The sequence below is a fragment of the Mesorhizobium sp. M1050 genome, assembly GCF_040318715.1.
Classification (GTDB): domain Bacteria; phylum Pseudomonadota; class Alphaproteobacteria; order Rhizobiales; family Rhizobiaceae; genus Mesorhizobium.
Map to the genome: position 1 here is coordinate 77,707 of NZ_JAMYMV010000014.1, position 24,605 is coordinate 102,311.

Annotated in this window: 24 protein-coding genes; 21 read left to right on the forward strand and 3 right to left on the reverse strand. The window is 58.7% G+C overall.

Annotation, left to right across the window (positions count from 1 at the left end):
- Positions 1 to 48: 48 nt before the first annotated feature.
- Positions 49 to 1,047 (reverse strand): LacI family DNA-binding transcriptional regulator, encoded by a 999-nt coding sequence (locus NKH57_RS11230; protein WP_023760588.1) that lies wholly within the window; start codon positions 1,045 to 1,047, stop codon positions 49 to 51.
- Positions 1,048 to 1,238: 191 nt separating this feature from the next.
- Between NKH57_RS11230 and NKH57_RS11235 the strand changes: the two genes are divergently transcribed.
- Genes NKH57_RS11235 through NKH57_RS11255 form a run of 5 tightly spaced genes read left to right on the forward strand, consistent with a single transcriptional unit; the run spans position 1,239 to position 5,944 of the window.
- Positions 1,239 to 2,279, forward strand: coding sequence for an ABC transporter substrate-binding protein (locus NKH57_RS11235; RefSeq protein WP_352944204.1), 1,041 nt, complete (start codon positions 1,239 to 1,241; stop codon positions 2,277 to 2,279).
- A 27-nt stretch (positions 2,280 to 2,306) separates the two neighbouring features.
- Positions 2,307 to 3,347 carry an ABC transporter ATP-binding protein gene (locus NKH57_RS11240; protein WP_352944206.1) on the forward strand — a complete coding sequence of 347 codons (1,041 nt, stop codon included), beginning with the start codon at positions 2,307 to 2,309 and terminating at the stop codon, positions 3,345 to 3,347.
- Positions 3,344 to 4,225 (forward strand): ABC transporter permease, encoded by an 882-nt coding sequence (locus NKH57_RS11245; RefSeq protein WP_352944208.1) that lies wholly within the window; start codon positions 3,344 to 3,346, stop codon positions 4,223 to 4,225. The genes NKH57_RS11240 and NKH57_RS11245 overlap by 4 nt, the downstream gene beginning before the upstream one ends.
- Positions 4,218 to 5,009, forward strand: coding sequence for an ABC transporter permease (locus NKH57_RS11250; RefSeq protein WP_352944210.1), 792 nt, complete (start codon positions 4,218 to 4,220; stop codon positions 5,007 to 5,009). Before NKH57_RS11245 ends, NKH57_RS11250 begins: the two co-directional genes overlap by 8 nt.
- 14 nt (positions 5,010 to 5,023) lie before the next feature.
- Positions 5,024 to 5,944, forward strand: a complete 921-nt coding sequence (locus tag NKH57_RS11255) for a phosphorylase family protein (protein WP_352731099.1) — start codon at positions 5,024 to 5,026, stop codon at positions 5,942 to 5,944.
- A 34-nt stretch (positions 5,945 to 5,978) separates the two neighbouring features.
- Here NKH57_RS11255 and NKH57_RS11260 read toward each other — a convergent pair whose 3' ends face one another.
- Positions 5,979 to 6,887, reverse strand: coding sequence for an MBL fold metallo-hydrolase (locus tag NKH57_RS11260; RefSeq protein WP_352731097.1), 909 nt, complete (start codon positions 6,885 to 6,887; stop codon positions 5,979 to 5,981).
- 123 nt (positions 6,888 to 7,010) lie between these two features.
- On the opposite strand from NKH57_RS11260, the gene NKH57_RS11265 reads away from it, so the two are divergent.
- Positions 7,011 to 7,601 (forward strand): biotin transporter BioY, encoded by a 591-nt coding sequence (locus tag NKH57_RS11265; protein ID WP_352731095.1) that lies wholly within the window; start codon positions 7,011 to 7,013, stop codon positions 7,599 to 7,601.
- Positions 7,602 to 7,698: 97 nt separating this feature from the next.
- Here the strand turns inward: NKH57_RS11265 and NKH57_RS11270 are convergent, their stop codons facing one another.
- Positions 7,699 to 7,971, reverse strand: coding sequence for a hypothetical protein (locus tag NKH57_RS11270; protein ID WP_352944213.1), 273 nt, complete (start codon positions 7,969 to 7,971; stop codon positions 7,699 to 7,701).
- A gap of 186 nt (positions 7,972 to 8,157) precedes the next feature.
- Between NKH57_RS11270 and NKH57_RS11275 the strand changes: the two genes are divergently transcribed.
- From NKH57_RS11275 to NKH57_RS11345, 15 genes are all read left to right on the forward strand, one after another.
- Positions 8,158 to 9,435 carry a sugar transferase gene (locus tag NKH57_RS11275; protein ID WP_352944215.1) on the forward strand — a complete coding sequence of 426 codons (1,278 nt, stop codon included), beginning with the start codon at positions 8,158 to 8,160 and terminating at the stop codon, positions 9,433 to 9,435.
- A gap of 41 nt (positions 9,436 to 9,476) precedes the next feature.
- Positions 9,477 to 10,316 (forward strand): nucleotide sugar dehydrogenase, encoded by an 840-nt coding sequence (locus NKH57_RS11280; protein ID WP_352944217.1) that lies wholly within the window; start codon positions 9,477 to 9,479, stop codon positions 10,314 to 10,316.
- Positions 10,316 to 11,341 carry an NAD-dependent epimerase gene (locus NKH57_RS11285; protein WP_352944219.1) on the forward strand — a complete coding sequence of 342 codons (1,026 nt, stop codon included), beginning with the start codon at positions 10,316 to 10,318 and terminating at the stop codon, positions 11,339 to 11,341. Before NKH57_RS11280 ends, NKH57_RS11285 begins: the two co-directional genes overlap by 1 nt.
- A gap of 46 nt (positions 11,342 to 11,387) precedes the next feature.
- Positions 11,388 to 12,281, forward strand: a complete 894-nt coding sequence (locus tag NKH57_RS11290; RefSeq protein WP_352944221.1) for a glycosyltransferase family 2 protein — start codon at positions 11,388 to 11,390, stop codon at positions 12,279 to 12,281.
- Positions 12,278 to 13,546 (forward strand): MATE family efflux transporter, encoded by a 1,269-nt coding sequence (locus NKH57_RS11295; RefSeq protein WP_352944223.1) that lies wholly within the window; start codon positions 12,278 to 12,280, stop codon positions 13,544 to 13,546. Before NKH57_RS11290 ends, NKH57_RS11295 begins: the two co-directional genes overlap by 4 nt.
- On the forward strand, positions 13,539 to 14,315 hold the full coding sequence (locus NKH57_RS11300) for a class I SAM-dependent methyltransferase (RefSeq protein WP_352944225.1): 777 nt from the start codon (positions 13,539 to 13,541) through the stop codon (positions 14,313 to 14,315). Before NKH57_RS11295 ends, NKH57_RS11300 begins: the two co-directional genes overlap by 8 nt.
- Positions 14,316 to 14,377: 62 nt before the next feature.
- Positions 14,378 to 15,130, forward strand: a complete 753-nt coding sequence (locus tag NKH57_RS11305) for a class I SAM-dependent methyltransferase (RefSeq protein ID WP_352944249.1) — start codon at positions 14,378 to 14,380, stop codon at positions 15,128 to 15,130.
- On the forward strand, positions 15,108 to 16,265 hold the full coding sequence (locus tag NKH57_RS11310; RefSeq protein ID WP_352831148.1) for a glycosyltransferase: 1,158 nt from the start codon (positions 15,108 to 15,110) through the stop codon (positions 16,263 to 16,265). The genes NKH57_RS11305 and NKH57_RS11310 overlap by 23 nt, the downstream gene beginning before the upstream one ends.
- Positions 16,265 to 17,407, forward strand: coding sequence for a glycosyltransferase family 4 protein (locus NKH57_RS11315; protein ID WP_352944227.1), 1,143 nt, complete (start codon positions 16,265 to 16,267; stop codon positions 17,405 to 17,407). Before NKH57_RS11310 ends, NKH57_RS11315 begins: the two co-directional genes overlap by 1 nt.
- Before the next feature lie 409 nt (positions 17,408 to 17,816).
- Positions 17,817 to 17,996, forward strand: coding sequence for a hypothetical protein (locus NKH57_RS11320; protein WP_352608091.1), 180 nt, complete (start codon positions 17,817 to 17,819; stop codon positions 17,994 to 17,996).
- A gap of 148 nt (positions 17,997 to 18,144) precedes the next feature.
- On the forward strand, positions 18,145 to 18,639 hold the full coding sequence (locus NKH57_RS11325; protein ID WP_352608093.1) for a hypothetical protein: 495 nt from the start codon (positions 18,145 to 18,147) through the stop codon (positions 18,637 to 18,639).
- Positions 18,620 to 19,657, forward strand: a complete 1,038-nt coding sequence (locus tag NKH57_RS11330; RefSeq protein ID WP_352944229.1) for a polysaccharide biosynthesis/export family protein — start codon at positions 18,620 to 18,622, stop codon at positions 19,655 to 19,657. The genes NKH57_RS11325 and NKH57_RS11330 overlap by 20 nt, the downstream gene beginning before the upstream one ends.
- Before the next feature lie 38 nt (positions 19,658 to 19,695).
- Positions 19,696 to 22,068: a GumC family protein gene (locus tag NKH57_RS11335; protein ID WP_352944231.1), complete on the forward strand. Its 2,373-nt coding sequence runs from the start codon at positions 19,696 to 19,698 to the stop codon at positions 22,066 to 22,068.
- Positions 21,956 to 23,215: a tetratricopeptide repeat protein gene (locus NKH57_RS11340; RefSeq protein ID WP_352944233.1), complete on the forward strand. Its 1,260-nt coding sequence runs from the start codon at positions 21,956 to 21,958 to the stop codon at positions 23,213 to 23,215. The genes NKH57_RS11335 and NKH57_RS11340 overlap by 113 nt, the downstream gene beginning before the upstream one ends.
- Complete coding sequence (locus tag NKH57_RS11345) at positions 23,101 to 24,543, forward strand: O-antigen ligase family protein (RefSeq protein ID WP_352944235.1); 1,443 nt, start codon at positions 23,101 to 23,103, stop codon at positions 24,541 to 24,543. Before NKH57_RS11340 ends, NKH57_RS11345 begins: the two co-directional genes overlap by 115 nt.
- The last annotated feature ends 62 nt before the right edge of the window (positions 24,544 to 24,605 follow it).

Sequence of the window (24,605 nt, forward strand, 5' to 3'; positions counted from 1 at the left end):
AGGCCGATCCGCCTCGACCGCGGAGATGCGGCTTGAGCCTGCGGCCGACTATTCGGCGGGCTCGTATCTGCCCTGCAGCAAGATCGCCGCCGCCGGCCCAAGCGGATTGACGATCCGGCTCTCCAGGACTTCGATAAGCTTGCGTCCAACCGCCGCCATATCCACGAAATGAACACCGATCTTTGCCGGCAGGAAGCGTGCCAGCCGCGTGCTGTCGCGACTGACAATGTGGACGTCGTTGCCTGGCACGAGACCTCTTCTGCCAAGAGCATGTAACGCTCCTAGAAGGCCCAGTTCGTTGGCGCATGCCAAGCCTGTCGGCGGATCTGACGACGCCAGCATGCGATCGAACCAGGCTGCACTCAATTCCATCGTGAACATGCCGTGACCGATCAGTGATTGGTCGATTGGGATGCCGGCCTCGGCCATTGCCCTTCCATACCCGGAAAGACGCATGGCACTCGTCTGATCTTCCGGAACGAGAAGTTGCAGTGCAATGCGTCGACAGCCCTTTTCCATCAGCCGCCGGGTCGCCTCGTAGGCGATCTGTTCGTTGTCGATATCAACATAAGGATATGCGACATCCACGTCGGTTCTTCCGAACGCGACAAATGGCATGCGTTGATCCAGCAGCAGCTTGACGCGCGGATCGCCCGACACCATGCGCGTAATGATCAGTCCGTCTGTGCTGCGCGCCTGAAGCTGCCGTTGCACACTCTCAACGGGATCGTCGTCGGGAGTCGTGGAATAAATGGACAAACTATAACCGGCTTGCCGGGCAGCCAGCGTCATGCCTTCGATCAAGGGAAGCTTCAACAGATCGGACAGATGGTCTCGTGTCTCCATCGGGAGCACTGCCGTCAGCGTCAGTGTCCGACCGGTTTTCAGCGCACGACCATGATGATCTGGCACATAGCCAACCCGCTTAGCCACCTCCTTGACGCGGGCTATGGTCGAGGGCTGTACTTCCGGCCCATCCTTCAGAGCGCGTGACACCGTGGTTACCGACAGGGAAAGTTCCGCCGCGATCTGCTTTAGGTTGGCCATTGTTCGCCCGACTTCGAAAGCGCCGGCTGATTGCTGACCTCCATAGCGTTACCGGATTCGACATCCCGGTCAATCCGAACTCCCGTAGAAACCAGCTTGACTCCCTTGCATTAAGGTGAAATCGTAACGTTACGATTACAAATAAACGGGCCTTTCAGGCACCATTCGTAAAAGATTGGGGAGGAGAACCTATGTCTTGGCTACGCATTTCCTTAACAGCATTCGCAGTCTCGGCAGCCTTGCCCGTCTATGCCAAGACAGTCACCATCACGACCGCGGGCGGCGACTATGGCAACGCCATGAAGGAGGCCATGTGGGCCCCTGCTGCAAAAGAGCTTGGCTATGATGTCCGCGAGGAGACCCTAAGCGACGGCTTGGCCGCCCTGAAGATGCAGGTCACCTCGGGTGCGGTCACAACCGACGTCATTCACCTGGGCTCACCGGAAGGCGCGCAGGCCGCCGCACAATCGCTGCTGGAGCCGCTCGACTACAAGATCATCGACCCAAAGGCCGTGCCGGCTGGCGCAAAGTCCGACTACTGCTATCCGTTCGACTCCTATGGCACCGTCTTGTCGTGGAACACCAAGACCTATGGCGAGAACCCGCCGAAGACATGGGCGGAGTTCTGGGACGTTGCCAAATTTCCTGGCCGTCGTGCGCTGCGTGCCAATGCCCAAGACTCGATTGAGATCGCGCTGCTCTCCGATGGCGTGGCACCGGCGGACGTCTATCCCGTTCTCAGCACGCCGGAGGGTCTGGATCGTGCCATCAAGCGGCTTGAAGCAATCAAACCAAATGTCGCCGTGTGGTGGACCTCGGGAGCGCAGTCGGCGCAGTTGCTGAAAGATGGTGAGGCGGATTTGGTCGTTACCTGGAACGGGCGGGCCCAAACCGTGAAAGCGGATGGCGGCGCGGCTGACTACACGTTCAAGGGTTCGGTCATTGGCACCGACTGTCTTGCGGTGCCGAAGGGGGCGCCGAACAAGGAAGCAGCCATGAAGCTCATCGCGGCGATGACACAGCCCGCGCGCGTGGCGAAGCTGACCGACTTCATAGCCTATGGCCCGGTCAATCCTGCTGGCTATGAGGGTGGCCTTATTCCCGAGGACCGTCTGAAGACCCTTGCGACCGCGCCTGAAAATGCCGGCACTTCGGTGTTTTCGAATTCAGAATGGTGGGTCAAGAACGGTGAGGCTGCCCAAAAAGCCTTCGATGAGATGATGGCCCGCTGAGTCTCAGCTGTAAGACTGGAGCAGATGATGGAGTCGCTCCCGATCACCATCGACAACGTCAGCAAGTCTTACGGGACATACGTCGCACTGGATGATGTTTCGCTCGACATTCAAGCTGGCGAATTCCTCACGCTGCTAGGGCCATCGGGATCGGGCAAGACCACGTTACTCATGGCTCTGGCCGGTTTTGTCCGGCCGGATTCCGGCAAACTCTTGTTGGGGGATCGGGACATCACCCGCCTGGCCCCCAACAAGCGGGACATCGGCATAGTGTTCCAGAACTACGCCCTGTTCCCCCACATGAACGTCCTGTCGAATGTCGCGTATCCGCTGGCGCTGCGAAAGATGCCGAAGGCGAAGGCCCGTCGGCGAGCGCTTGACACATTGGCCCGCGTGAAACTGGAAGGTCTGTCGGAGCGCAACATTGCCGCATTGTCTGGCGGTCAGCGCCAGCGGGTGGCGCTGGCACGGGCAATCGTCTTCGAGCCACGCGTGATGCTGATGGACGAGCCGTTGTCGGCGCTCGACAAGAATCTGCGCGAAACCATGCAGTACGAGATCCGGCGTCTGCATGACGATCTGGGGATCACCACGATCTATGTGACGCATGACCAGCGCGAAGCGCTGATCATGTCAGACCGGATTGCGGTGATGAATTCCGGCCGCATCCAGCAGATCGACACGCCGCAGCGGATTTATGATCGCCCATCGACCCGCTTCGTCGCGGAGTTCATGGGGGAGGCCAACATTGTTGCCCCAGGCCTGGTGCGCAGAATCGACGGCGCCGATGCGTCGCGCGCCACTTTGATGATCCGCGCGGAAAGCTTCCATCTTGATGAGAAGCTAGTCGGGCGAGACGGGATAGCGCTCGAAGGAACACTGCGCGCCAAGGCGTTTCGCGGGGAGAACTGGCTTCTTACCCTTGCGCTGGATGGCGGCGGGCAAGAGGTTCTTGTCTGCATTCCGGCAGCCCTGGCCAGCGGCTGCGGCGAGCTTGCCACCGGCCAGCGGGTGACCGCCTATGCGCCGGCAGCGAAAGTTCACCCGTTACCGGAAACGATAGCGTGACCGCGACCGCTGATCCCGCACTCGCGGCAGACGCCCTGCGCGAGCGGCGGTTCTTCCTGTCGCTTTCGCTGCCAGCGTTGTTCATCGTTGGACTGGCGGCGATATTGCCTATCCTGTGGATCATCCGGCAATCCTTCCTGACAACGGGAGGCGAATACACTTTCGGCAATTACGAGAAGGTGCTTTCGAGCGGGCTGACATGGTCGGCACTCGTCACAACCCTTGAGCTATCCTTGGCCACACTGGCGATCTGCATTTTTCTCGGCACCCCGCTGGCGCTCGCTCTGGCCAGCGCCAGACCAAGGGTCGCCAATTTGCTGATGGCATTCGTCATGCTGCCATTATGGACATCGATCCTGGTGCGCACCTATGGCTGGCTCGTGCTCTTGCGGCGCGATGGCCTGATCAACGCGGCTTTGACAGGTTCAGGCCTGACAGCGGAGCCATTGCCGCTGGTCTACAACTTCACGGGAACGCTCATCGGCATGGTTCACTACATGCTGCCGCTCTTTCTGCTGCCCGTTTATGCCGCGATGCGCGATATCGACGCAAACCTCATTCGCGCGTCGTCGAGCATGGGAGCCTCTCTCGGGCAAGTGATCCGCACGGTCATTCTGCCTCTTTCGGCCGGCGGCATCTTCTCGGGTTCGACCATCGTCTTCATCTACACCATAGGGTTTTTCATCACACCGGCGGTGCTTGGCGGCGGCAAGGTAAATCCTCTCTCTACCCGGATCGAGCGCACGCTATCGACCTTTCAGGATTGGGGGTCGGCGAGCGTCCTGGGTATTCTGCTCCTCGTCGTCATGGCTATGATCGGGGGGATGTTCCTGGCGGCACGGCGACTGTTGACGCGCAACGGTGCGGCCCATGCTTGAGGCCTATCCTGACAACAGGCTGTCCCGCATTTTTCTGTGGGGCTTTTCCGCACTCGTAATGGCGTTTTTGATGTTGCCAACGCTCGTGGTCGTGCCGCTGTCCTTTTCGGCGTCCAATCTTCTCGAGTTCCCGCCGCGCGCATACTCGTTGCGCTGGTACGAGACTTTCTTCGGGTCGGCGACATGGATGGCCGCACTCAGGACGAGCCTCATCCTTGGGACATTGACGGCGATGGTTGCCGTGCCCCTGGGGCTGCTGGCCTGCATTTCGATAAATCGGCTCGGCGGAAAGGCCGCGGTAACCATTCAGGGCGTCCTGCTCACCCCGTCCATTGTGCCGGGCATCCTGCTTGCGATCGGTCTCTTCTTTGTTCTGGCGGCGCAACGGCTGGTCGGGACGCTGTTCGGTGTGCTGGTTGGACATGTCGTGCTGGCCATTCCGGTCGCATGCATTGTGTTGTTGCCCGCCCTGGCCCGCTTTGACTGGAACCAGGTTCAGGCGGCTCGTAGCCTCGGTGCGAACTGGGCCAGAGCTATTGGCGGAATAATTGTTCCCCAACTTCAGATCAGTTTGCTGTCGGCGACATTGATGGCGTTTCTGACTTCGCTTGATGAGTCTGTGATTTCAATCTTCATCTCAAGTGGTCGCAACAGCACGATGCCGAAGCTTATGTTCCTATCGCTGCGCGATCAGATCGATCCGACCATTGCGGCGATCTCGACATTGTGGACCGCCATCGTCGTGGCCGTCGTCCTGATCGTGACCCTTCGCCGAAAATCCTGACCGAGACTGGAAACATGCCTACAAATCATCACCCAGCCGCCGATCTGGCGTATCAATCAACGGACATACCTCAGGTAGGGTTGGCCATCATCACCGGCTCTGCAAACTGGGGGCTTGCCTTCCCGGAAGATGTCGAAGTCGATGGTGTGCGCACCTTGCGGCGCGACATGAGTTTTGAAACGCCTTTCGGTCGCTCCGACAACTGGAAGCTTCTCGAGTTCGATGCGTCGATTACAGCCGAAGGTAAAACGAAACGTGCATTGTGCATGTATTCGCACGGCAATCCCCGAGACCATATCGACCATTCCTGCCATCGCCGCGCGTTCTGGGTCCTGATGAACGCGGGTGTACGACAAGTGCTCGCCTGCTCGACCGTCGGCGCCGTCAACAAGGCGATCCAGCCCGGAGACATGGTGGTGAGCGCCGATATCATCGAACTGTCGCAGACCCCGTTTTCACTGCTACCTGGCCGCCAGAGCTTCGACTGCTCGGGCAAGCAGATCGTATGTCCAAGATGCGCGGCATTGCTGGCCGAGACCGCCCGGCGCCATTGGCCTGCCGAATGCCGGGTCCATGGCATCGAACAGCAGTTGGTCGCTGCCCACTGCTACGGGCCGCGATTGACAACCCCCGCTGAAGCTCTGGCGTATCGGAACATGGGAGCGGACGTGCTCAACCATTCAATCGCCCCTGAGGCTACCTTGTCGCGCGAGATCGGCGCGTGTTTCGTGCCATGCGCGTTCGTGACCGCAGGTTTCAACGACTATATGGACCGCAACCGCCAGGAATTGTTGCAGGAGCACGTGTTGCCGAGCCTTTCCATGACAGCCTCGCGGGTTGCGCTGGAGACCGCGGCACGACTTCCGGCTAACCCCGAATGCTCCTGCCAGGGCTTGAAGTCGCCCCAACCGACAGCGCGCTCCAGCCGTTTCTAGCGTACGAGAGCACGGATGAACTCGTGCCCGGGTTCTAACCCGCCGGCACAAAGATACCGGTGATAGCCGGGTCGCCGTCAGTGCTGACAAGACTGCGCGCCACCAGGTCCTCGAGATGAGCAAGCACCGACAATCCGGCGGCGCCATGCAGCCGCGGGTCGGTATCGCTGTAGATCGCCTTGACCATGTCCACGATCGTCCGGTCGCCCGCTCTGACCCGCTCCAGTATGGCGCGCTCGCGCATCTTGCGGTGCGTCTTCAGGCCGCGCATGAAAGCGCGCGGTGCGGTCACCGCCCCGCCATGTCCTGGCAACAGCAAACGGTCCCCACGTTCGATCAGCCGGTCCAGCGAGGCCATATAGTCGGCCATCGCCCCATCCGGCGGGGCGACGATGGAGGTTGCCCAGGCCATGACATGGTCGGCCGAAAACAGGATGCCGGTTCCTTCCAGAGCGAACACCGCGTGATTGGCGGTGTGGCCCGGGGTCAGAACGGTCCTGATCGACCAGCCGTCGCCGTTGACTACCTCGTCGTCGGAAAGCGTGATGTCGGGGGCGAAAGCCATGTCGGCGCTGGCGTCGAGCGCATTGGTCTCACCGATATGCAGCGGTCTTGCAGGGCGATGCGGTCCCTCTGCCAGCACCACGGCGCCGGTGCGCTCTTTCAGCCGGGCCGCCAGCGGTGAGTGGTCGCGGTGCGTGTGGCTGACGAGGATATGACTGACCGGCCGGCCTGCGATCACGTCAAGCAGGGTCTGCAGATGCGCCTCGTCGTCCGGGCCCGGATCGATCACGGCCAGCGTATCGTTGCCAACGATGTAGCTGTTGGTGCCGTGTAAGGTGAAGGGGCTCGGATTGCGGGCCGTGATGCGCTGGATGTCAGGCGCGACGCTTACCCCTTTGCCATAAAGGGGATCGAAGCTGGTATCGAACTTGAGTGCCATGGCGGATGCATCGGTGCCTTGTTTCAGGAACGGCAAAACCGATTGCCGCATAACACGCAAGCCAATATAGGAGAACGTGAGGCCGCGAACATCGGATAGCGGCAACCGGATTGGGGAAATACCATGGCAATTGCAACAACGACGCGTCCGCTTGTTTCTCTGGCTCTGCCGCAAAATGGCGCGGCGCGGCTGGCAACGCAGCTTTTCCTGGCCATCGCCGGAACGCTGCTGCTGACCCTGTCGGCCAAGACCAAGGTGATGCTCGGGCCAGTCGATATTTCGATGCAGACGCTGGCCGTGCTGCTGATCGCCGCCGCCTTCGGCATGCGTCTCGGCGTCGCCACCCTGCTGCTTTACATGGCGGAGGGCGCCATGGGCTTCCCTGTCTTCCAGAGCACCCCGGAGAAGGGCATCGGCATTGCCTACATGCTCGGCTCGACCGGCGGTTATCTCGCAGGCTTCGTCGTCATGGCAGCGCTTGTCGGCTGGGCCGCCGATCGCGGTTGGGACCGCCATCCGATCAAGCTTTTCAACGCCATGCTGATTGCTGAAATCGTCATGATGGCCATGGGCTTCGCCTGGCTGGCGCTGCTGATCGGCCCGGAAAAGTCGTGGCAGTTCGGCGTTGTGCCCTTCATCGTTGGCGACCTGATCAAGGTGGCGCTCGCGGCAAGCCTAGTACCGGCCGTGTGGTCGTTGCTGAAGCGCGGCTGAAACGCGAGCGGGTAGGTGCCGGCGGCTTGAGCGGTCAAGCCCGGCTGGAACGGCGTGACTGGCGGATTTCGGCCTGGTGTCCGCCAAGTAATCTCACTTAGGTTTCCGGAAACAGCGCATCCTGTGCGTCGGCACATGGCCGATCATCGGCACCTGCCGGCTGGCCAAGCATCCGACCAGCTCCCGTCACGACGACGCCAAGATCCAGCGGCTTCGGGAACACAAGATTCCTCGCCCCGAAACCGATCTGCCCAAGCTCCAGCGCGCCTCGCACTGAGAACTGCACCTCGTCATTGCCTCGATAATCATGGCATCGACGTTGCGTGCACAGCGGCTTTTCTGAGGCATCAAAAACAATGATGTTGATCAAGACTTCTGATAACTATTGATATGAAACAGATACTTGCTGAGGCAGACGAAGTGTTGTAGCCATTGCTCTTCGACTGTGTCGAGTCGCCGGGGGTGAGATGTTCGATTCGTTCTACGAACGAACGGGTAGGTCAGATGCAGAATCGCGCTGGCCTGTGGCCGCAACTTCGGGAGAAGGGGCAAGGCGTTGAATGTCGCGGCTTCAACTATTGTCGGAAGCCGGCATTTCCTGTTCAGGATTCGATTTCAGCTGCTTGGCGGACTGACATTCGCGATTTTTGCCCCTGCCATTATCCGGATTGTCTTCAATCCTGAGTTTATCTATTCGGCATACCTTCAGGTAACGGTGACTGCCGCGGCGATTGCGCACCTTGCGGGTTTCCTCTCCTATCGCCGCATCGGAAATTTCCCGGGAGTGGCCGCGGCAAGCTACATCTTGCCGACATTTGCCTTGTCCTACGGGGCTGTCTTCCTGACCATCTTCTTTTTCCGGTTCGAGTACAGCCGGTTCCAGGCCGCAGCAAGTTTCACGCAGTCCACGCTCTGGTATTTCGGCCTGAGCCTGTTGACGCGGCATCTCGACCCACACCGGCTCGTCGTGGTTCCCGGCGGAGATGTCGAGCGTCTCAAGACCTTGCCCGGGGTGCACTGGTTCTGGATCAAGTCAACCAGCACGGTCATTGAAACAGCCAGCGGCGTGGTCGTCGATCTGCGTGCCGATCTTGGCGCGGAATGGGAGCGGTACATCGCCGATCGGGCCCTTTCGGGAACGCCCGTATACCATGTCAAGCAAGTCAGGGAATCTTTGACCGGTCGGGTCGAGATCGAGCATCTGTCCGAAAACACGCTTGGCTCCCTCAATCCGAACCAGGCCTATCTTAAAATCAAGCAGGCGGCCGACTGGATTTCCGCGTTTGTCTTGGTCGTCGCCCTTTCCCCCGTGCTGGCAGCGATAGCGCTGCTGATCCGGCTGGACTCAGAGGGTCCCGTGCTGTTTCGCCAGCAACGCATGGGGTACCGGGGCAAGATCTGCACGGTCTACAAGTTTCGCTCGATGCGGCAACATGGCGAGGCCGGTAGCGACAGGGAGGAAGCGATCACCAAGTGCGACGACGATCGCATCACCCGCGTCGGACGTTTCTTGCGAAAATTCAGGCTCGATGAGTTGCCGCAGGCCATCAACATTCTGCGTGGTGAAATGAGCTGGATCGGGCCGCGGCCGGAAGCCGTCGTGCTGTCGCAGTGGTACGAGACTGAGTTGCCGTTCTACCGCTACAGGCATATTGTCAGGCCAGGTATAAGCGGGTGGGCACAAGTAAATCAGGGGCATGTAGCCGCCGTCGATGACGTCATGGAAAAATTACACTACGACTTCTATTACATAAAGAACTTTTTACCCTGGCTTGATGTTCTGATAACACTCAAGACAACGAAAACAATGATCACCGGGTTTGGCGCGCGATAGCGCAATGCGAAGCATGAATCTGAATAACAAACAGGAAGCAGATGGATCTCGCCTCCAGGAAGATAGCCATCATCGGACTTGGCTACGTCGGCCTGCCGCTGGCGGTCGCCTTCGGTGCCACCAGGGATGTCGTCGGCTTCGACATCAACCAATCGAGGGTGGACGCGCTGGAGCGCGGCGAGGACCATACGCTGGAAGCCAGCACCGATGAGATCAGGGCGGCCAAGGTCATCAAGAACACCCAGAGGGACCTCAACATCGCGCTGATGAACGAGCTGTCGCTCATCTTCGGCAAGCTGGGCATCGACACGTCCGAGGTGCTGGAGGCCGCCGGCACCAAATGGAACTTCCTGCGCTTTACGCCGGGTCTAGTCGGCGGTCACTGCATTGGGGTCGATCCCTACTATCTTACCCACAAGGCCCAGGAACTCGGCTATCATCCGGAGGTGATTCTTGCCGGCCGCCGTATCAATGACGGTATGGGTCAGCACGGGGCGGATCAGACGGCCCGCCTGATGATGCGCAAAGGGACGCCAGTCGTCGGCAGCCGGATACTGGTGATGGGCACGGCTTTCAAAGAAAATTGCCCGGACCTGAGAAGTTCCAAGGTCGCCGATATCGTCTCCCGGCTGAAGGAGTATACTGCCGGCATCGACATCTGGGATCCTTGGGTCGACGCGCAGGAATGCGCGCGCGCCTTCGGCATGACGAGCATGAAGGATATTCCCGACGAGCCCTATGACGGCGTCATCGTGGCCGTCGGCCACAGGCAGTTCCGCGCGCCGGGCGTCGATGGCCTGCAGGCGCTTTGCAAGACCCCAGGCGTCATCTACGACATCAAGGGTCTGTTCCCCAGACATGTCACGGATGGGCGTTTCTGATGAAGGTTCTGGTCACCGGCGCCGCCGGCTTCATAGGCTATCACGTATCGAAGCGGCTGCTGGAGCGCGGCGATGAGGTTGTCGGCATCGACAATGTCAACAGCTATTACGATCCGCAGATCAAGGAGGCGAGACTGGGGCTGCTCGATGAAGCGAGCCGCAAGACCAATGCGGGCTATCATTTCATCCGCGGCAATCTCGCCGACAAAAGCGTGGTCGACGATTGCTTTGCCGATCACGCATTCGACCGGGTGATCCATCTCGCCGCCCAGGCCGGGGTTCGCTACAGCCTGGAAAACCCGCATGCCTATGTCGAAAGCAACATCATCGCCTACGCCAACATGCTGGAAGCCTGCCGCTACAGCGCCGTTGCGCACCTGACCTATGCCAGCACCTCGAGCGTCTACGGCGCCAATACCGACATGCCATTTTCCGAGCACCGGCCGGCCGACCATCCGCTGCAGTTCTACGCGGCGACCAAGCGCGCCAACGAGCTGATGGCACACAGCTACAGCCATTTGTTCAGGCTGCCGACGACGGGGCTTCGCTTCTTTACCGTGTATGGCCCCTGGGGGCGCCCGGACATGGCGCTTTTCCTGTTCACCAAGAACATCCTTGCCGGCGAGCCGATCAAACTGTTCAACAACGGCAATCACACGCGCGACTTCACCTATGTCGATGACATCGCTGAAGGCGTCGTGCGGGCCAGCGACAGCCCAGCCACGGCCAACATTGCCTGGGATTCCAGCCATCCGGATTCGGCCACGAGCAGCGCCCCCTGGCGCATCTTCAACATCGGTAACAACAGCCCCGTGAAGCTGACCGCTTATGTCGAGGCGCTGGAAAACGCGTTGGGCAGGAAAGCCATCGTCGAACTGCTGCCGCTGCAGCCCGGTGACGTGCCCGACACCTTTGCCGACACGTCGGCGCTGGAGCAGGCGGTGGGCTATCGTCCGACGACGACGGTGACCGAGGGCGTCGGGCGGTTTGTCGAGTGGTACCTGGCGTATTTTGGACGGGGATAGGCCTGGTCTTGGCGGTTCCCGGCGGATCCGCGCATAGCTGCGTTCCATGACCGCGCAACCAGGGGGAGAGGGGATCGATACGGCTCGCAAACAGGCAGATTGCAATCCATTGCGGTCCCAGGCGCTGTTGAGCGTTTGCATCCCCACGTTCAATCGGCGGGATCGCGTTGCAGCACTGGTTCAGGAGCTGCTGCGCGCGACGTGCCCAGTGCAAATATGTGTCCATGTCGACGGTTCGACGGACGGGACAAGCGAAGCGCTTGCGGAGATCGCGTCACGCGATGCGAGATTGGTGGTCACGACAGGCCCGAACGGCGGCAGAGGGGTCGCGATGTTTTCGGCGATCGCTTCCGCCACTGGCGACTATTGCATGATTTTCGATGACGACGACGATCTCTTCATCGATCGCTTGCCGGAGGTTTGTGAGCGTCTCTCCCGGCAAGGTGCCGATGAGAAGATTGCGGGATTTGTGTTCTCCATGGTTCTCGAGGGACCAGATGCAGCAGCAAATCGGTTCCCGTCCGAGCGTACGAACCTGATCAGGATGCGAGCCGACGAAGGTGTGGTCGGCGACAGGAAAGAGGTCATCAGAACTGCCTTGTTGAAACAGGTTGCCGTGGCCCCTGCGGGGCGGTTCCGCCGCGTTCCAACATCTCTTCTCTGGTCCAGATTGGCGATCGAACACGATGTCATTTGTGTCAACATCGATGTCGGGCGAAAGAGGTATTTGGCTGAGGGGATGACCGCAAGAATTCGGCTTCTTCAGCGGCAAAATGCGTACCCGATGTTGTTGCTGAACTTGAATTACATCAGGGCATTCTGGCTTGGGCGATATCGCTCGGGCCGGTTCCTGAGCAAGGCGGTCCTTGCCTGCTTGCGCTTTGGTGCGTTGAGTTTTCCCTTCTTGCTCAAGAGGTCACTAGCACGGGTGATCTCATGAACATAACCAGCCTGTGGAAATTCGTGGAGGCCGTTGTCATACGAATTGTGCCCGGCCTTTTGAACATAGTGACTTTACTATACATCGGAAGCCGCCTGGAAACTGGGCAGTATGGGATTTTCAGCACGACGATTGCGACCGTTTTACTTATCTCGACGCTTGTTTTTGGAACTGCGACCTATTCGATAATACCGTTTTCCGCAAAAATGCATGCCGCTGCATTGGGTAGAGAGTACGTATCGTCGATTTTGGCTGCGCTGGCCATTGTGGCGTTGTTTGTGATCCTGGCTGGATCGGCGCTGGCGTGGTTCGGATTTGGCAACGCCGTCGCCGCAACCATCATCGTTTCGTTCGGCTTGCACACCGCACTTCAAGAGGTCCTGAGATCGCAGCTGCGGTTGTGGGCGTACGGTTGGTCAGCGATCGGCCAGGCTGTCGCATACCAGGCGGGAGCGGTAGTCCTGCTTGCCGGAGATGCAAAAGCAGGTTCTGCTCTTACGGCCTTTTCGCTCAGCTATTTCGCCGGAGCGCTGATTTCATTTGCCTTGCTGGGACCGATGAATCTGAGGCGGCCGCGCCTTTCCTACCTTGGCGGGTCTCTGGCCACAGGCTGGGCATTTGTGCTGAGCAATCTGGCCGAGAGTGGTATGTTTGTCGGCATTCGATACATCATCTTGTTGTTTGGCTCTCAGGCTCTTCTCGGCGTCTTCTCGTTCTGTGTCGATCTCTCGCAACGCTCCGTCGGGTTCTTCATGAATGCGGCCAGTTTCGTGTTCGTGCCGCGGGCGTTTCTCAATGCCGCAAATGGAGAGGTCAGGGAGTTTCGGCGCGGATTGTTCGAGGGCGCGACCATTGCGCTGATTTTTGCGGTTGCGTCTGCCATGGGGGTAATCGGCCTGTTTTTTTCCGGCTATGCGTCCGAATGGCTGGGAAGGTCATTCCACCCAGCGGTCTTTGCGATCGTTTCCTGCGCTGTCCTGGTAAACAGGACGAAAAAGGTGGTCATCGATCCGTTTGCGCTACGCTCGACTAACGCAATGACGCTGACCTATTCCTACGCGGCAGGAGCATTGGCTTGCTGCTGTTTGGCGGCATTGAGTCTGTGGTGGCGGCTGCCGCTTGGCAGCGAAATGGCATTCCTGTCCGGCTATGTCATAGCCGCGGCTTGTTCGTTTTTCGCCTTAAGGGGCGTGATGGCGGACAATGGGCCTGATGCAACGCAGCTAACCGTTTTTTGTGGCCGGTCGGATGCCGGAAATGAATGAGAAGAAGGTATTCTATGACGAGAAGAACGGTCGGATCGTCCATGTCGGCACGATAGCCGACGACGACTATTGGGATTCCCACTGGGCCGAAGGGACTGTCTCGAGGCCAGATCGCTTTGTCGTCGAAACGACCAAGCGATATCTGTCAGGATCGGCCAAGGTCCTGGACGCCGGATGTGGCCTGGCCAACACGGTCTACGGCCTGCATCAGGTGGGCTTTTCCGCATATGGAATCGACTTTGCGCGAAAGACCGTGGGGATCGTGAATCGCGCCGCGCCGTATTTACAAGTGACGGTTGGGGACGTTCGGGCAACAGGCTTCGCGGACGAATTCTTCGATGGTGTGTGGTCTCTCGGCGTGATCGAGCACTTCTTCGACGGGTACAGCGAGATCGTACTGGAGATGCGGCGCATCATCCGGTCGGGAGGAATTGCCTTCGTGACGGTGCCGAGCATTTCTCCTCTCAGGAGATTGAAGGCCAGCATGGGTCTCTACCCCAGTTTTTCAGGTGAGCGGGCCGGATTTTACCAGTTCATCCTTGAGCCATCTTCGATTGTTTCCGAGTTCGAGCAGCACGGCTTCAAACTTATGGACACACGACCAAGGGGTGGCTTCAAGGGGTTGAAGGACGAGACGTTTTTCAAAAAGCCGATGCAGGCTTGGTACGACAGCAGGAACAGCATCCTAAGAGGTTTGCGGGCTGCTGCCGATCGGTTGCTCAGCCCGTTTTCACATCATACGCGGCTCTATGTGTTCCGCAGGATATAGCGCGGATGTCTGGTCCGAGTGGACACAGATCGGCGAACGAAATTGACGGTGAGGCAGTGTCGATGTTGCGAAAGTTTATTCGCGCGAACGTGGCCATTTCCGAGTTGCTGGACAGCGTTCTACCCTTGCGCGTTCGTATCGACGGCAACCGAACGTTTGCGACGGAGATAGGACCTGCCTGGCTTGCCTCCGATGCGCTGGTTTACGACCTCGGCGGGGGTGCAAGGCCGTTCGTCGACCTATCCGAGAAGCGGCGCCTGAGGCTTTTTATCGTTGGGGTCGATCTGGACGCGCAGGAATTGTCGAAAGCGCCGCGCGGAATATACGACGAGGAGATTGAAGCGGACCTTACCTCGTTTGTGGGCAGGGGCGATGGCGACGTCGTGATTTGTCAGGCGACGCTCGAACACGTCCGCGACGGTGAAGGCGCCTTGCGTGGTATTGCCAGTTGCGTGAAGCCGGGAGGCGTGGTCGCCATTTTCTCGCCCTCGCGCAACGCTGTTTTCGCAAGGTTAAGTCGGGTCCTGCCAGAGGGCATGAAGCGACGGTTGCTTTTTGCGATCTTTCCCGAAAAGGGCAAGGGTCATGACGGGTTTCCGGCTTTTTACGACAAGTGCCTGCCCAGTGAGGTCGAAACAATCGCAAAACGGAACGGCCTGGAACTCATCGAGCGTCGTCTGTTCTGGAAGAGCTCCTATTTCTATTTTTTCGTGCCGGCCTTTCTCGCCTGGCGCATCTGGTTAGGCGTTTCGGCGCTGTTTCTCGGCAAGGATGCTGCCGAAACCTACGCCTATGTCTTTCGGCGAAAACAGTGAATCCCTGCAGCTCATGAAAAGGAAGCTCGCGCTGGTCGCCATTCCGCTCGACATCAGAGGTGGAGCCGAAGCCATCCTGAAACTGGTTGCGCAGGCACTTGCGCGCCGTCCCGACTGGGACGTCGAAATCGGCTTTCTGGGTAGCCAGGCGGCGGGGGATGCCGTTGGAACACTCCAGGATGGAATTCGGCGCAGTTACGGCTTCGGCGGCGGCAAAGCGATGAGCGAGCTTTTGCTTGCCCCGCGGCTGATCCGGCATCGGTACGATTTGGTTTTCTCAAGCCACACGCGGGTGAATTCGTTCCTGGCCGCCGCCCGAAGCGTCGGGGTTCTTCGAAGCCGCAGGCTGATCGCTCGCGAATCCACGGTACTTCTGGATCGCTTCAATGGCCCTCGCGCACTGGCTTACAGGGCGCTCTACGCTGCCTATGGCAGCCAGGACATGGTTGTCGCGCAAACGAGCTACATGAATGAACGCCTGCGCGACGTGTTGCCTCGGCGAGCAATCGATAAACTGTGTACGTTGCCCAACCCGGTTGACGAAGATCTCATCGTCAAAATGTCCACCGAAATGTTGGCGGAGGACGACGCGAAGATGATTTCCCGTCGTCCGCAGATTGTCTGGTGCGGCCGGCTGATCGAGGTAAAGCGGCCAACGATCGCGATTGATGTGCTCGCCGAGATCAGGCGAAGAACCGGCGAGGATTATGAGCTTAGCATGGTTGGGGCGGGACCCATGGAAGCGGAGCTAAGAGCCTACGCCGGCAAGTTCGATCTGGACTCTCGAATAAATATGCTCGGCCAGAGAGACAATCCATTTCCGCTGTTTCGTGCATCGCGCGCCGGCCTGCTCACCTCGGCGATGGAAGGATTTCCAAACGTCCTTCTGGAAATGATGGCTTGCCGGATTCCCGGCATCGTCACCACGCCCTGTGCGGGAGATCTGGACATGCTGTCCGGCCTGGAGATTTCAGCCGGATTTGGCGCATTGGAAATCGCGGACGCACTGTTGAAGGTCATTCACGCCGGCGATCGGTCGGCCTTGTATGGAGAGACCCTGTCGGAAAGGTCGCCTGGGCGATTTGCGGACGTGCTGTTAGGAGCGCCTTCGCCATGCCCGGGCGGGAGCCAATGATGCCGGCTGCTCGCAGCAAGATAATTGTCTCGACAAACACGTCCTGGAACGTCGTCAATTTCCGCAAGGGGCTGATCGAGGCATTGCAGAGCCATGGCTATGACGTTGTCATCGTGGCGCCGAGAGACGAATACACTTCGCTGATATCGGCCATGGGCTGCCGCTATGTCGAACTCGAAATGGACAATTCCGGCATGTCGCCTTTGCGGGACATGGCACTTCTGTGGCGCTTCTGGCGTCTCTTGCGGCATGAGAGGCCGTTGGCGTTTGTCGGGTTTACGATCAAGCCCAACGTGTTCGGCTCCATCGCCGCCAATCTGAACGGCGTTCCGGTCATAAATAACATTTCCGGACTGGGGACAGCATTCGTCCGCGGTGGGCTCCTGCTCAGAATTGCCAAGGCCTTGTATCGGGTGGCGCTGGCCCGTTCCAAAATGGTTTTCTTTCAGAATGACGATGACAGGACGCTGTTCGTCATTGGGAATTTGGTTCGCAAGGAGCAGACCGGGCTTTTGCCCGGCTCCGGCATCGACCTCGTGCGTTTTACTCCGTCGTCCGAAGCGCGCACCAACCCTGGAGCGATTGTGTTTCTTCTGGTGGCCCGGCTTCTCTGGGACAAGGGTGTCGGCGAGTTTATCGAGGCGGCCCGTCTGGTTCGCCAGAAGATGCCCGGTGTGCGTTTCCAACTACTCGGCTTTCTCGATGTCGAGAACCGGACCGCCGTCAGTCGGCAGCATGTCGAGCAATGGGTCGGTGAGGGATTGATCGAATATCTCGGCACCACCGATGATGTGCGGCCTTTCCTGCGTGCCGCCGATTGTGTCGTCTTGCCTTCCTACAGGGAGGGAACGCCGCGTTCGCTGCTCGAGGCGGCCGCGATGGGCAAGCCGCTGATCACCACCGACGTGCCCGGGTGCAGGGAGGTGGTGGGCCACGCCATCAACGGCTTCCTGTGCAAGGCGAGGGACACTGATGATCTGGCAAGCAAGATGATCGAGTTTGCAATGATGGATGATGCCTCCAGGGGCCGGATGGGAGTGGAGGGCAGAAACAAGGTCGAGCGGCAATTTTCGGAAACTATCGTCATCGCGAAGTATATGCAGCAGATAGAAAAGCTGGATGGCCTCGCGGCGAAAGAATGAAAGGGCTTGACGGCCAAGGGGGAAGACCTGGCTGCCATATTTACGCAGGGCCGAATTCTCTGCGGCGAGTCGATTCAAGCCGGTCCAATGTGCAAGTCTTGCTGAACCGCCACGGACTGGATGCTCTTGCGGCGAAGTGAATGGATCTGCCCTGGCCCCGGCCAACGAGTTTCCTGCATTAGGGTATTTGTGGTCTTCTGCTGGGTAACGTCGGTTTCTGAGATTTTTGGTCGAAACTGTTCATTCGATATGGCTAAAGTACTGTGCTATGACAGTTACGAATCGGCCTAAATTGCCGCCAACGCGAAATGTGTTGGAATTGTGATCGAAAAACTGCTACGTGCTGATCTGCTATCTTTGAATTGGTGCGTCGAAGGTGATGCAGAGGGGATCAAAGACAGATGAATCTGTGAGCAAAACGGCGCCTGCCGTATTTGTTGCGTCGATCGAGTTCGGCGGCTGCAGCCTGAATGTGCCGGCCAATTCGAGTCTCGATATTTTCCGCCTCGACGACAACATTTGCCTCAAGCTTGTTGGTTCCGAACAGACGGCCGCAATTCAGCCGTCCGGTGGCGGCGGTGGGGGTTGACCTACTGGAAGCGATTTTGCCTGCGCGCTTCTGACAGTTCGCGGCGACGCAGTACGACGTCAGCGGCGTCAGCCTCTGACGGAGATTGACGGGGGAGCCGGTGTGATTCATTCCAAGAGGGTGAGTTGCAGGTTTGGGTGGGGTAGAAATGGGGATTCGTCGTAGGTTCGGGGCTGTTTTCGTTTTTGTTGTATTCGCCGCAGAGGGCATTCTGTTTGCAACGCCCGATGCTTTCGCTCAGGAGACCTGTTCCTGTCTTGCGACCGTGCCGGCGTCCGCCGGTGCGGTAGGTCGCCTTACGCAGGTCCATGGTAACGTTCAAATGTCCCAGGCCGGCGGCTATGCTGGCGTGGGTCCCGAAGCACCAGTGTATTCGGGCGCGCGCATCATGACCGGGGCAGAGGCGTCCGCTTTGCTTGCGGTGGGTGCCAACTGCGCATTCGATATTCCTGGCAACACCACGATCAAGGTCGATCCTGTCGAAGGTGGCATGTGCGTTTCGCTCGATACGCCAGTTGCGACGGTTGTGCCTGCCAGCTCGAAGCCTGTCATGCTGCCAGCTCTCTTGGGCGCCGCCGCGGTTGGTGGCGCCGCCGCTCTTATTACCGGGCTGCAGGACGACGATGACGCTGTCAGCCGATAGCCGAGGTCCGACACCCGCTGTTTTGCGTAATTTTGTCGAATGCGTCATTCGCCGTCATGCGGGTAGCGCATTTGTGTTTTGTCGAGGCGACGCTTCTGGCGGTCAACCGTCCGGACGCGATATTGCAGGATCGGGCGCTCGTGCCCATTGGAAAGCGGAATGCGAAAAGGTCGGGTGCCAGCAGCGTAGGCCGTTTCGGCGGATTTGGCCGGCTGTTCAAGAGCGGGACCCACTGATCGGCATCTTCGATTTTGCAAGGCGTAATGCAGGCACCGTGACAGCGCTGCTCGCATCGCTGGCGATATCTGCTTGCACCAGCACCCCGTCGACATCGACGTCGTCCACAAATCCTGTCAGCGCCCTTCAGCCGGCGGCGTCCTCCAGGGCTCTTTCAGGCGGCGGCACACTGCAGGTGGTGAAGGACCTGCCGCCGCCGCAGAATACGCAGAATGGCCGCGAGCAACCCCTCTCTGCCAATGATGTGCTGGAGGTTAGCGTGTTCCAGGTCGACAATTTGAACAGGACTGTTCAGGTCGACGCAGGCGGGCAGATTTCGCTTCCGCTAATCGGAACGGTGACTGCGGCCGGCAGGACCGTGCGTCAACTCGAGAAGGAAATCGAGACTGGCTACGGTGAAAAATACCTGCAAGCGCCTGACGTGACGATTTTCGTCAAGGAATCGATTGGCCGGCGCATCACGGTCGATGGCGAAGTCAACAAGGCCGGTATCTATCCTGTGTCCAGCGGTGCTTCTTTGCTGGACGCGATCGCCCTTGCCGGAGGCTTCAATCCGGTCGGTGATGCCGGCAAGGTCTTCGTCTATCGGAATATCGGCCAAAACAAGCTCGTGGCAAACTACAATGTCGAGGAAATCCGGGCCGGCAAAAATCGCAACCCACGCATTTATGGCGGCGATGTGATCGTCGTGTTTGCTTCCAAGTCGAAAATCGCGATGAACAATTTGAAGGATGCCCTGGGTCTCGCGTCCAGCGCGGCCCGCATTGCGGTCATTCCTTAGGACAGGGCACGACGAACAACCCCAGGGTCACCTCGCACATGCTCGATCGTAACAGGCAGTCCCAACTTGCCGGATCCCGACAGGCCCTGTCTGCGGACCTCCCCTATGACGTGCCGCAAAACTACGGTCCTTATGGTCGTGACCATGGCGGTCGGGATGACGGGTTCAACCCGCTCAAGCTGTTGTTTTACATTGTCCAGTATCGTTGGTTGATCGTCATGATGGCCGCTGCCGGACTTGTCGCCGGCGTCATCGTGACAATGATGCAGACACCAAAATATCAGGCAACGACGCAGCTCGAAGTGCTGGTCCCTTCGGCGAAGGTCTTTCAGGACATCGAAGTTGTTTCCGAAAACAGCGACGTCAGGGCCTTCCTGACCGCCCGTGAAAAGCTGAAGAGCCGTGCGCTGGCTCAGCGCGTGGCCTTCCAGCTAGGGCTTGGCGAAAAGCCGGACTTCCTGTTTCCGACGCCGAGCTTTTCGCTGAGCAACATTGTCTACCGGGCATTCGGACTTTCGAAGTCGCCCTCCATCGAGGAGAGAACGCCCGAGGAGCGCGAGGCAATCGCCATCAAGCGAATCCTGGACGATCTGACGGTCAATCTGGTCACCAATACAAGCCTGCTGTCGATCACCTTTGTCGATCAGAAGCCGAAATATGCAAGCGACGTAGCCAATCAGGTCGCACAGAGTTTTATCGATCAGCGACTGGACCAGACCAGCGAGACCTCTGATCTGGCAAGGCAATTCATCCAGGAACAGGTTCTGCAGGTGAAGCAAAAGCTGCAAAAATCCGAGGAGGAATTGGTCACCTACGCAAAAGACGCCGGCATCACGGTCACAGGCGACGACAAATCGCTGATCGACTCTAACATCGAAGCCCTGAACACCGCGCTGGCCATGGCGATCCAGGAGCGCCTGGATGCGGGGCGGGTCGTGAGTCAGATAGAAAAGGGACGCGGATCAAGCCTCGGCCCGGTTCTGGAAAGCGAAGGTCTGCAGAAGCTCAGCGAAAAGCTGGCGGATCTGTCCAGCCAGTATCAGCAGAAACTGGGCATCCTGAAGCCTGGTTATCCGGAAATGCAGCAATTGCAATCGCAGATCAGGGAACTGCAGCGGCTCTATGACAATGGCGTTCTTGCGATAACGGATTCGTTGCGACTGAAATACCAGGAAGCGCAAGGCAAGGAGGCCGACCTAAAATCCAAGCTCGCGGAAATGGAGAGACAGCAGGCCGTCTTCAACGACAAAAATATCAAATACACGATCCTGAAGCGTGAGGTCGATTCCAATCGGTCGCAGTACGACAGCCTTATCACCAAGCTGAATGAAGTTGGGGTTAGCTCGGAACTCAAGACGCAAAGCGCCGCGATCGTCGACTTCGCTTCGCTGCCCGTAGCCCCCTATTCTCCACGCCTGAGCATCAATCTTGCAATCGCGCTGGCGCTTTTCATGGCTTTGACTGCATCGATCATCTACATCATCGAGCTCTTGAACAACACCTTCACCAATCCGGAGCAGGTCGAGAAAGAGCTGGGACTGGCGATGCTCGGCATCCTGCCGCTTGTCGACGACCGCGAACTCATAGCCAGCATCGCCGATCAAAAATCCGGGCTCTCAGAGGCCTATCGTTCGTTGCGAACATCGCTGCAGTTCTCCGGTGCGGAGGGTGCGCCGCGATCGCTGCTGGTGACCAGTTCGGAACCTTCGGAAGGCAAGTCGACCACCTCGTTCAAGCTCGGCCAGGATTTCGCGGCGCTCGGCGCAAGGGTTCTGCTGGTCGATGGCGATCTTCGCAAACCGAACCTGCATCGGCTGTTCGGTCTCGACAACGTGATCGGGTTGAGCAACCTTCTGACGAATACCGTTCGCAAGGATGATTTGGCGGGCATTTTCAGGACGACGAAATACCCTAACGTGACTGTACTGACGTCCGGGACCATTCCGCCGAACCCGGCCGACCTTCTCTCTTCGCAGAAGATGGCAATGATCTTGACCAATCTCGGCAAACGCTTCGATCTGGTCATCATCGATGCTCCACCGGTCGTCGGCCTTTCCGACGGCCCAATCCTTAGCCGGCTGGCGGAGGGCACGTTGATGGTCGTTTCCACCAACCAGGTGACGCGCAAATCAGCCAAGACGGCGCTCAGGCGTCTGCGGGCGGCCGGTGCGAATGTGATCGGAGGGGCGATGTCGAAGTTTGCAGTGAACAAGTTCGACTACAACTATGCCTACAAATATATGAACTACCAGTACTACGACTACGGCGCGAGCACCCCGAAAATCGAAGGCAAAGTCGATGATGGAGCAGGCCAGCCCGCTCACGCGAAATCTCCTGCGGTCAGGCGTTTGGTTCGTCGCCTCCGTTCTAGTGTTGGCCGCTTCGTCGATCGGGCTAAGTCGGCTGCTTGAGGCCGGAACGCCAGCCGTCTCGCTTGCGATCGATCCGCTGAACATAAATGCGTTGATAGGTGACATCACAGGTGACCTGAACGAAACGGGCAGTGATCCTGATCTGGATGCTTTGGCTGCCAGGGCGAGGGGTGCGCTTCGCTTCAATGTCGCGGATGCCCGGCTCTACAGCCTATTAGGCGAGATCAAGTACCGGCAAGGCGAGAAGGACGAAGCCTTTGAATTCTTCGACCAGGCTCGAAAACTGTCCAAGACGGAAATCCATGCACTTCAGAGATCGATCGACCGTTCGATCGAGGTAGGTGATCTGTCACGCGCGGTCGCTGAGATCGACACATTGCTACGTCGGTGGCCGGACCGCTTTCCACTCATCGCGGCGGGCATGCCGGCGATTCTTTCAGATCCGGACGGATACCGGGCTGTCCTGGCAGCCATAAAGATAAAGGCTCCGTGGAGGTCCAATCTTTTCGCTGCCCTTGGTCAGGATCCGCAAGGCCTGCGCGCGGCAAGTCAACTGTTGCTCGACCTTACCGGATCGAGTGCACCACCGACATCGAAGGAACTGTCTGCCGTGATCAACGGCTACATCAGGCAAAAGGACTATGAGCCGGCCTATCGGCTGTTCCTTTTCAGCCTGTCCGATCAGGAGCGGACGCTGGGCGGCTATATTTTCAACGGCGGCTTTGAACCGGTCCGCAGCGGCAAGCCCTTCGACTGGCAGATTCACGATCGCTCCGGTCTGGAAATTACCTTTGCCGGGTCGCGCGATGTCGGCGAAAGCGACAGCGGAGCCACCGTTCGATTTTTGAACACGCCGGTGAAGAACGCCGCGCTCCAGCAATATGTCGAATTGCCTCCCGGCTCCTATAGGATTTCCCTGACTGCCTCCGGGAGAAACCTGAAGTTGCCAAAGGGGCTGTTCTGGTCCATCCGCTGCGCAGATCCGGCCAGCGAAATAGCCCGGTTCAACATTCAGGCAGGCACATTCAACCGGCAGCATCTGAGCCTTGATTTCGCGATCGGACCGAACGCGTGTCCGATGCAATTGTTGCGGCTGGAAACAGCAGCCATCGCCGAGAGCTGGCGATTTCGATACGTCGGCACGTTGGTCATGCACAAGCTGAGCATCGAAAGAGTTTCATTGTGAGAGCGCGCTCGAGCCGGTCCACGGAATGGGAAAAGTATCTGCTTGGGTCGGTTCTTTTCCTGTCGATGCTGATTGGCGGCGGCACGGCGAGTGGCCTCTACACCGAAACGCTGATCGAGATTGCAGCGATCGTCTCGGCCGCGGCCGTCTTTTCAAGGCCATCGGGGCAGCGCATCCCTCGTCCGGTCTTGTGGCTGCTTGCCCTGACCCTTGTCGTGTTCTGCCTTCAGATCGTGCCGCTGCCTGCGGCTCTGTTGAGCGGATTGCGGCCGGAGCTGCTGCTCGCAACTCCGTGGCTCGCCGGCGAAGCCCGGCTGCGCTTCGTCAGTGTTGGCGTCGGGCGAACGATCGAGTGCTTTCTGTATTTTTCGGCGAGGGCAGCATTCTTTCTGAGCGTTATCCGCTTGCGCACGGATCAGGTCTACGGCCTGCTGCCGTTCTTTTTCATGGGTGTCATCTGTAACGGATTGGCCGCCGCGATCCAGTATTCACTCTCCGATACGGTTGCCATAGAAGGGTTGTTGCCGTTCACGATCAATGCGGGACTGTTTGCCAACCAGAACCACTTTTCGGCGTTGCTGTTCGTTTCCATCCCTTTCGTTGTCTGCCACGGCCTGTTTCGCGGGCACCTTCTGTCTGGATCGCTCGGATTGATAATGCTGTTGCTGCTGCTTCTGGCCGCCGGTTCGCGCGCCGGTATCGTGATAGGATTGGCGATCACCATAATATCGGTTGTCTTTCTGTCCGCTCGCTCCAGGCTAAGTCGGTATGGCGTCCTTGCGGTCTTCATCGGCCTTTCGCTCTACACGATAGGCGCGTGGACGAAGATCGATGCGGAGGTGGTTGATCCGGAATTTGGACGAGCCGAATTCGCCCGCACCACGATTGCGGGGATTGAAGAGAATTGGGCGACGGGAGTGGGTTTCGGCAGTTTTCAGAAGGTCTACCAGATTTACGAAAAGGGCGAGATGATCTTCAAGCCCTACGTCAATCACGCTCATAACGACTATCTGGAGCTGGCACTCGAGGGTGGCGCGCCCGTTGTTCTTCTGATCGCGGCTTACCTGACATTGCTTTTCGCGTCGTCTGTTGGGGTTCGGCGGGAGCCGCTGCAGAAAGCCGCGTTCCTATCGGTGTCTTTTCTTCTCGTTCATTCGCTGGTTGATTATCCCTTGCGCACAGCGGCGCTTGCGATGATTTTTGCCTACATGAATGGCATCATCTTTCACAAAGGCTTTCCTGTGCGGTTGAGCCAAAGGGGCGGGTCGACCGAGACCCATGATGACGATTTGCGTGTTCCCGCCAGGCCGTTGACGCCTGCGAGATGAGAGTAGGTGGACTTGCCGGGAGCGGCGCCGGACGCGGTCCGGTCGTTTGTCGATTGCCGAGA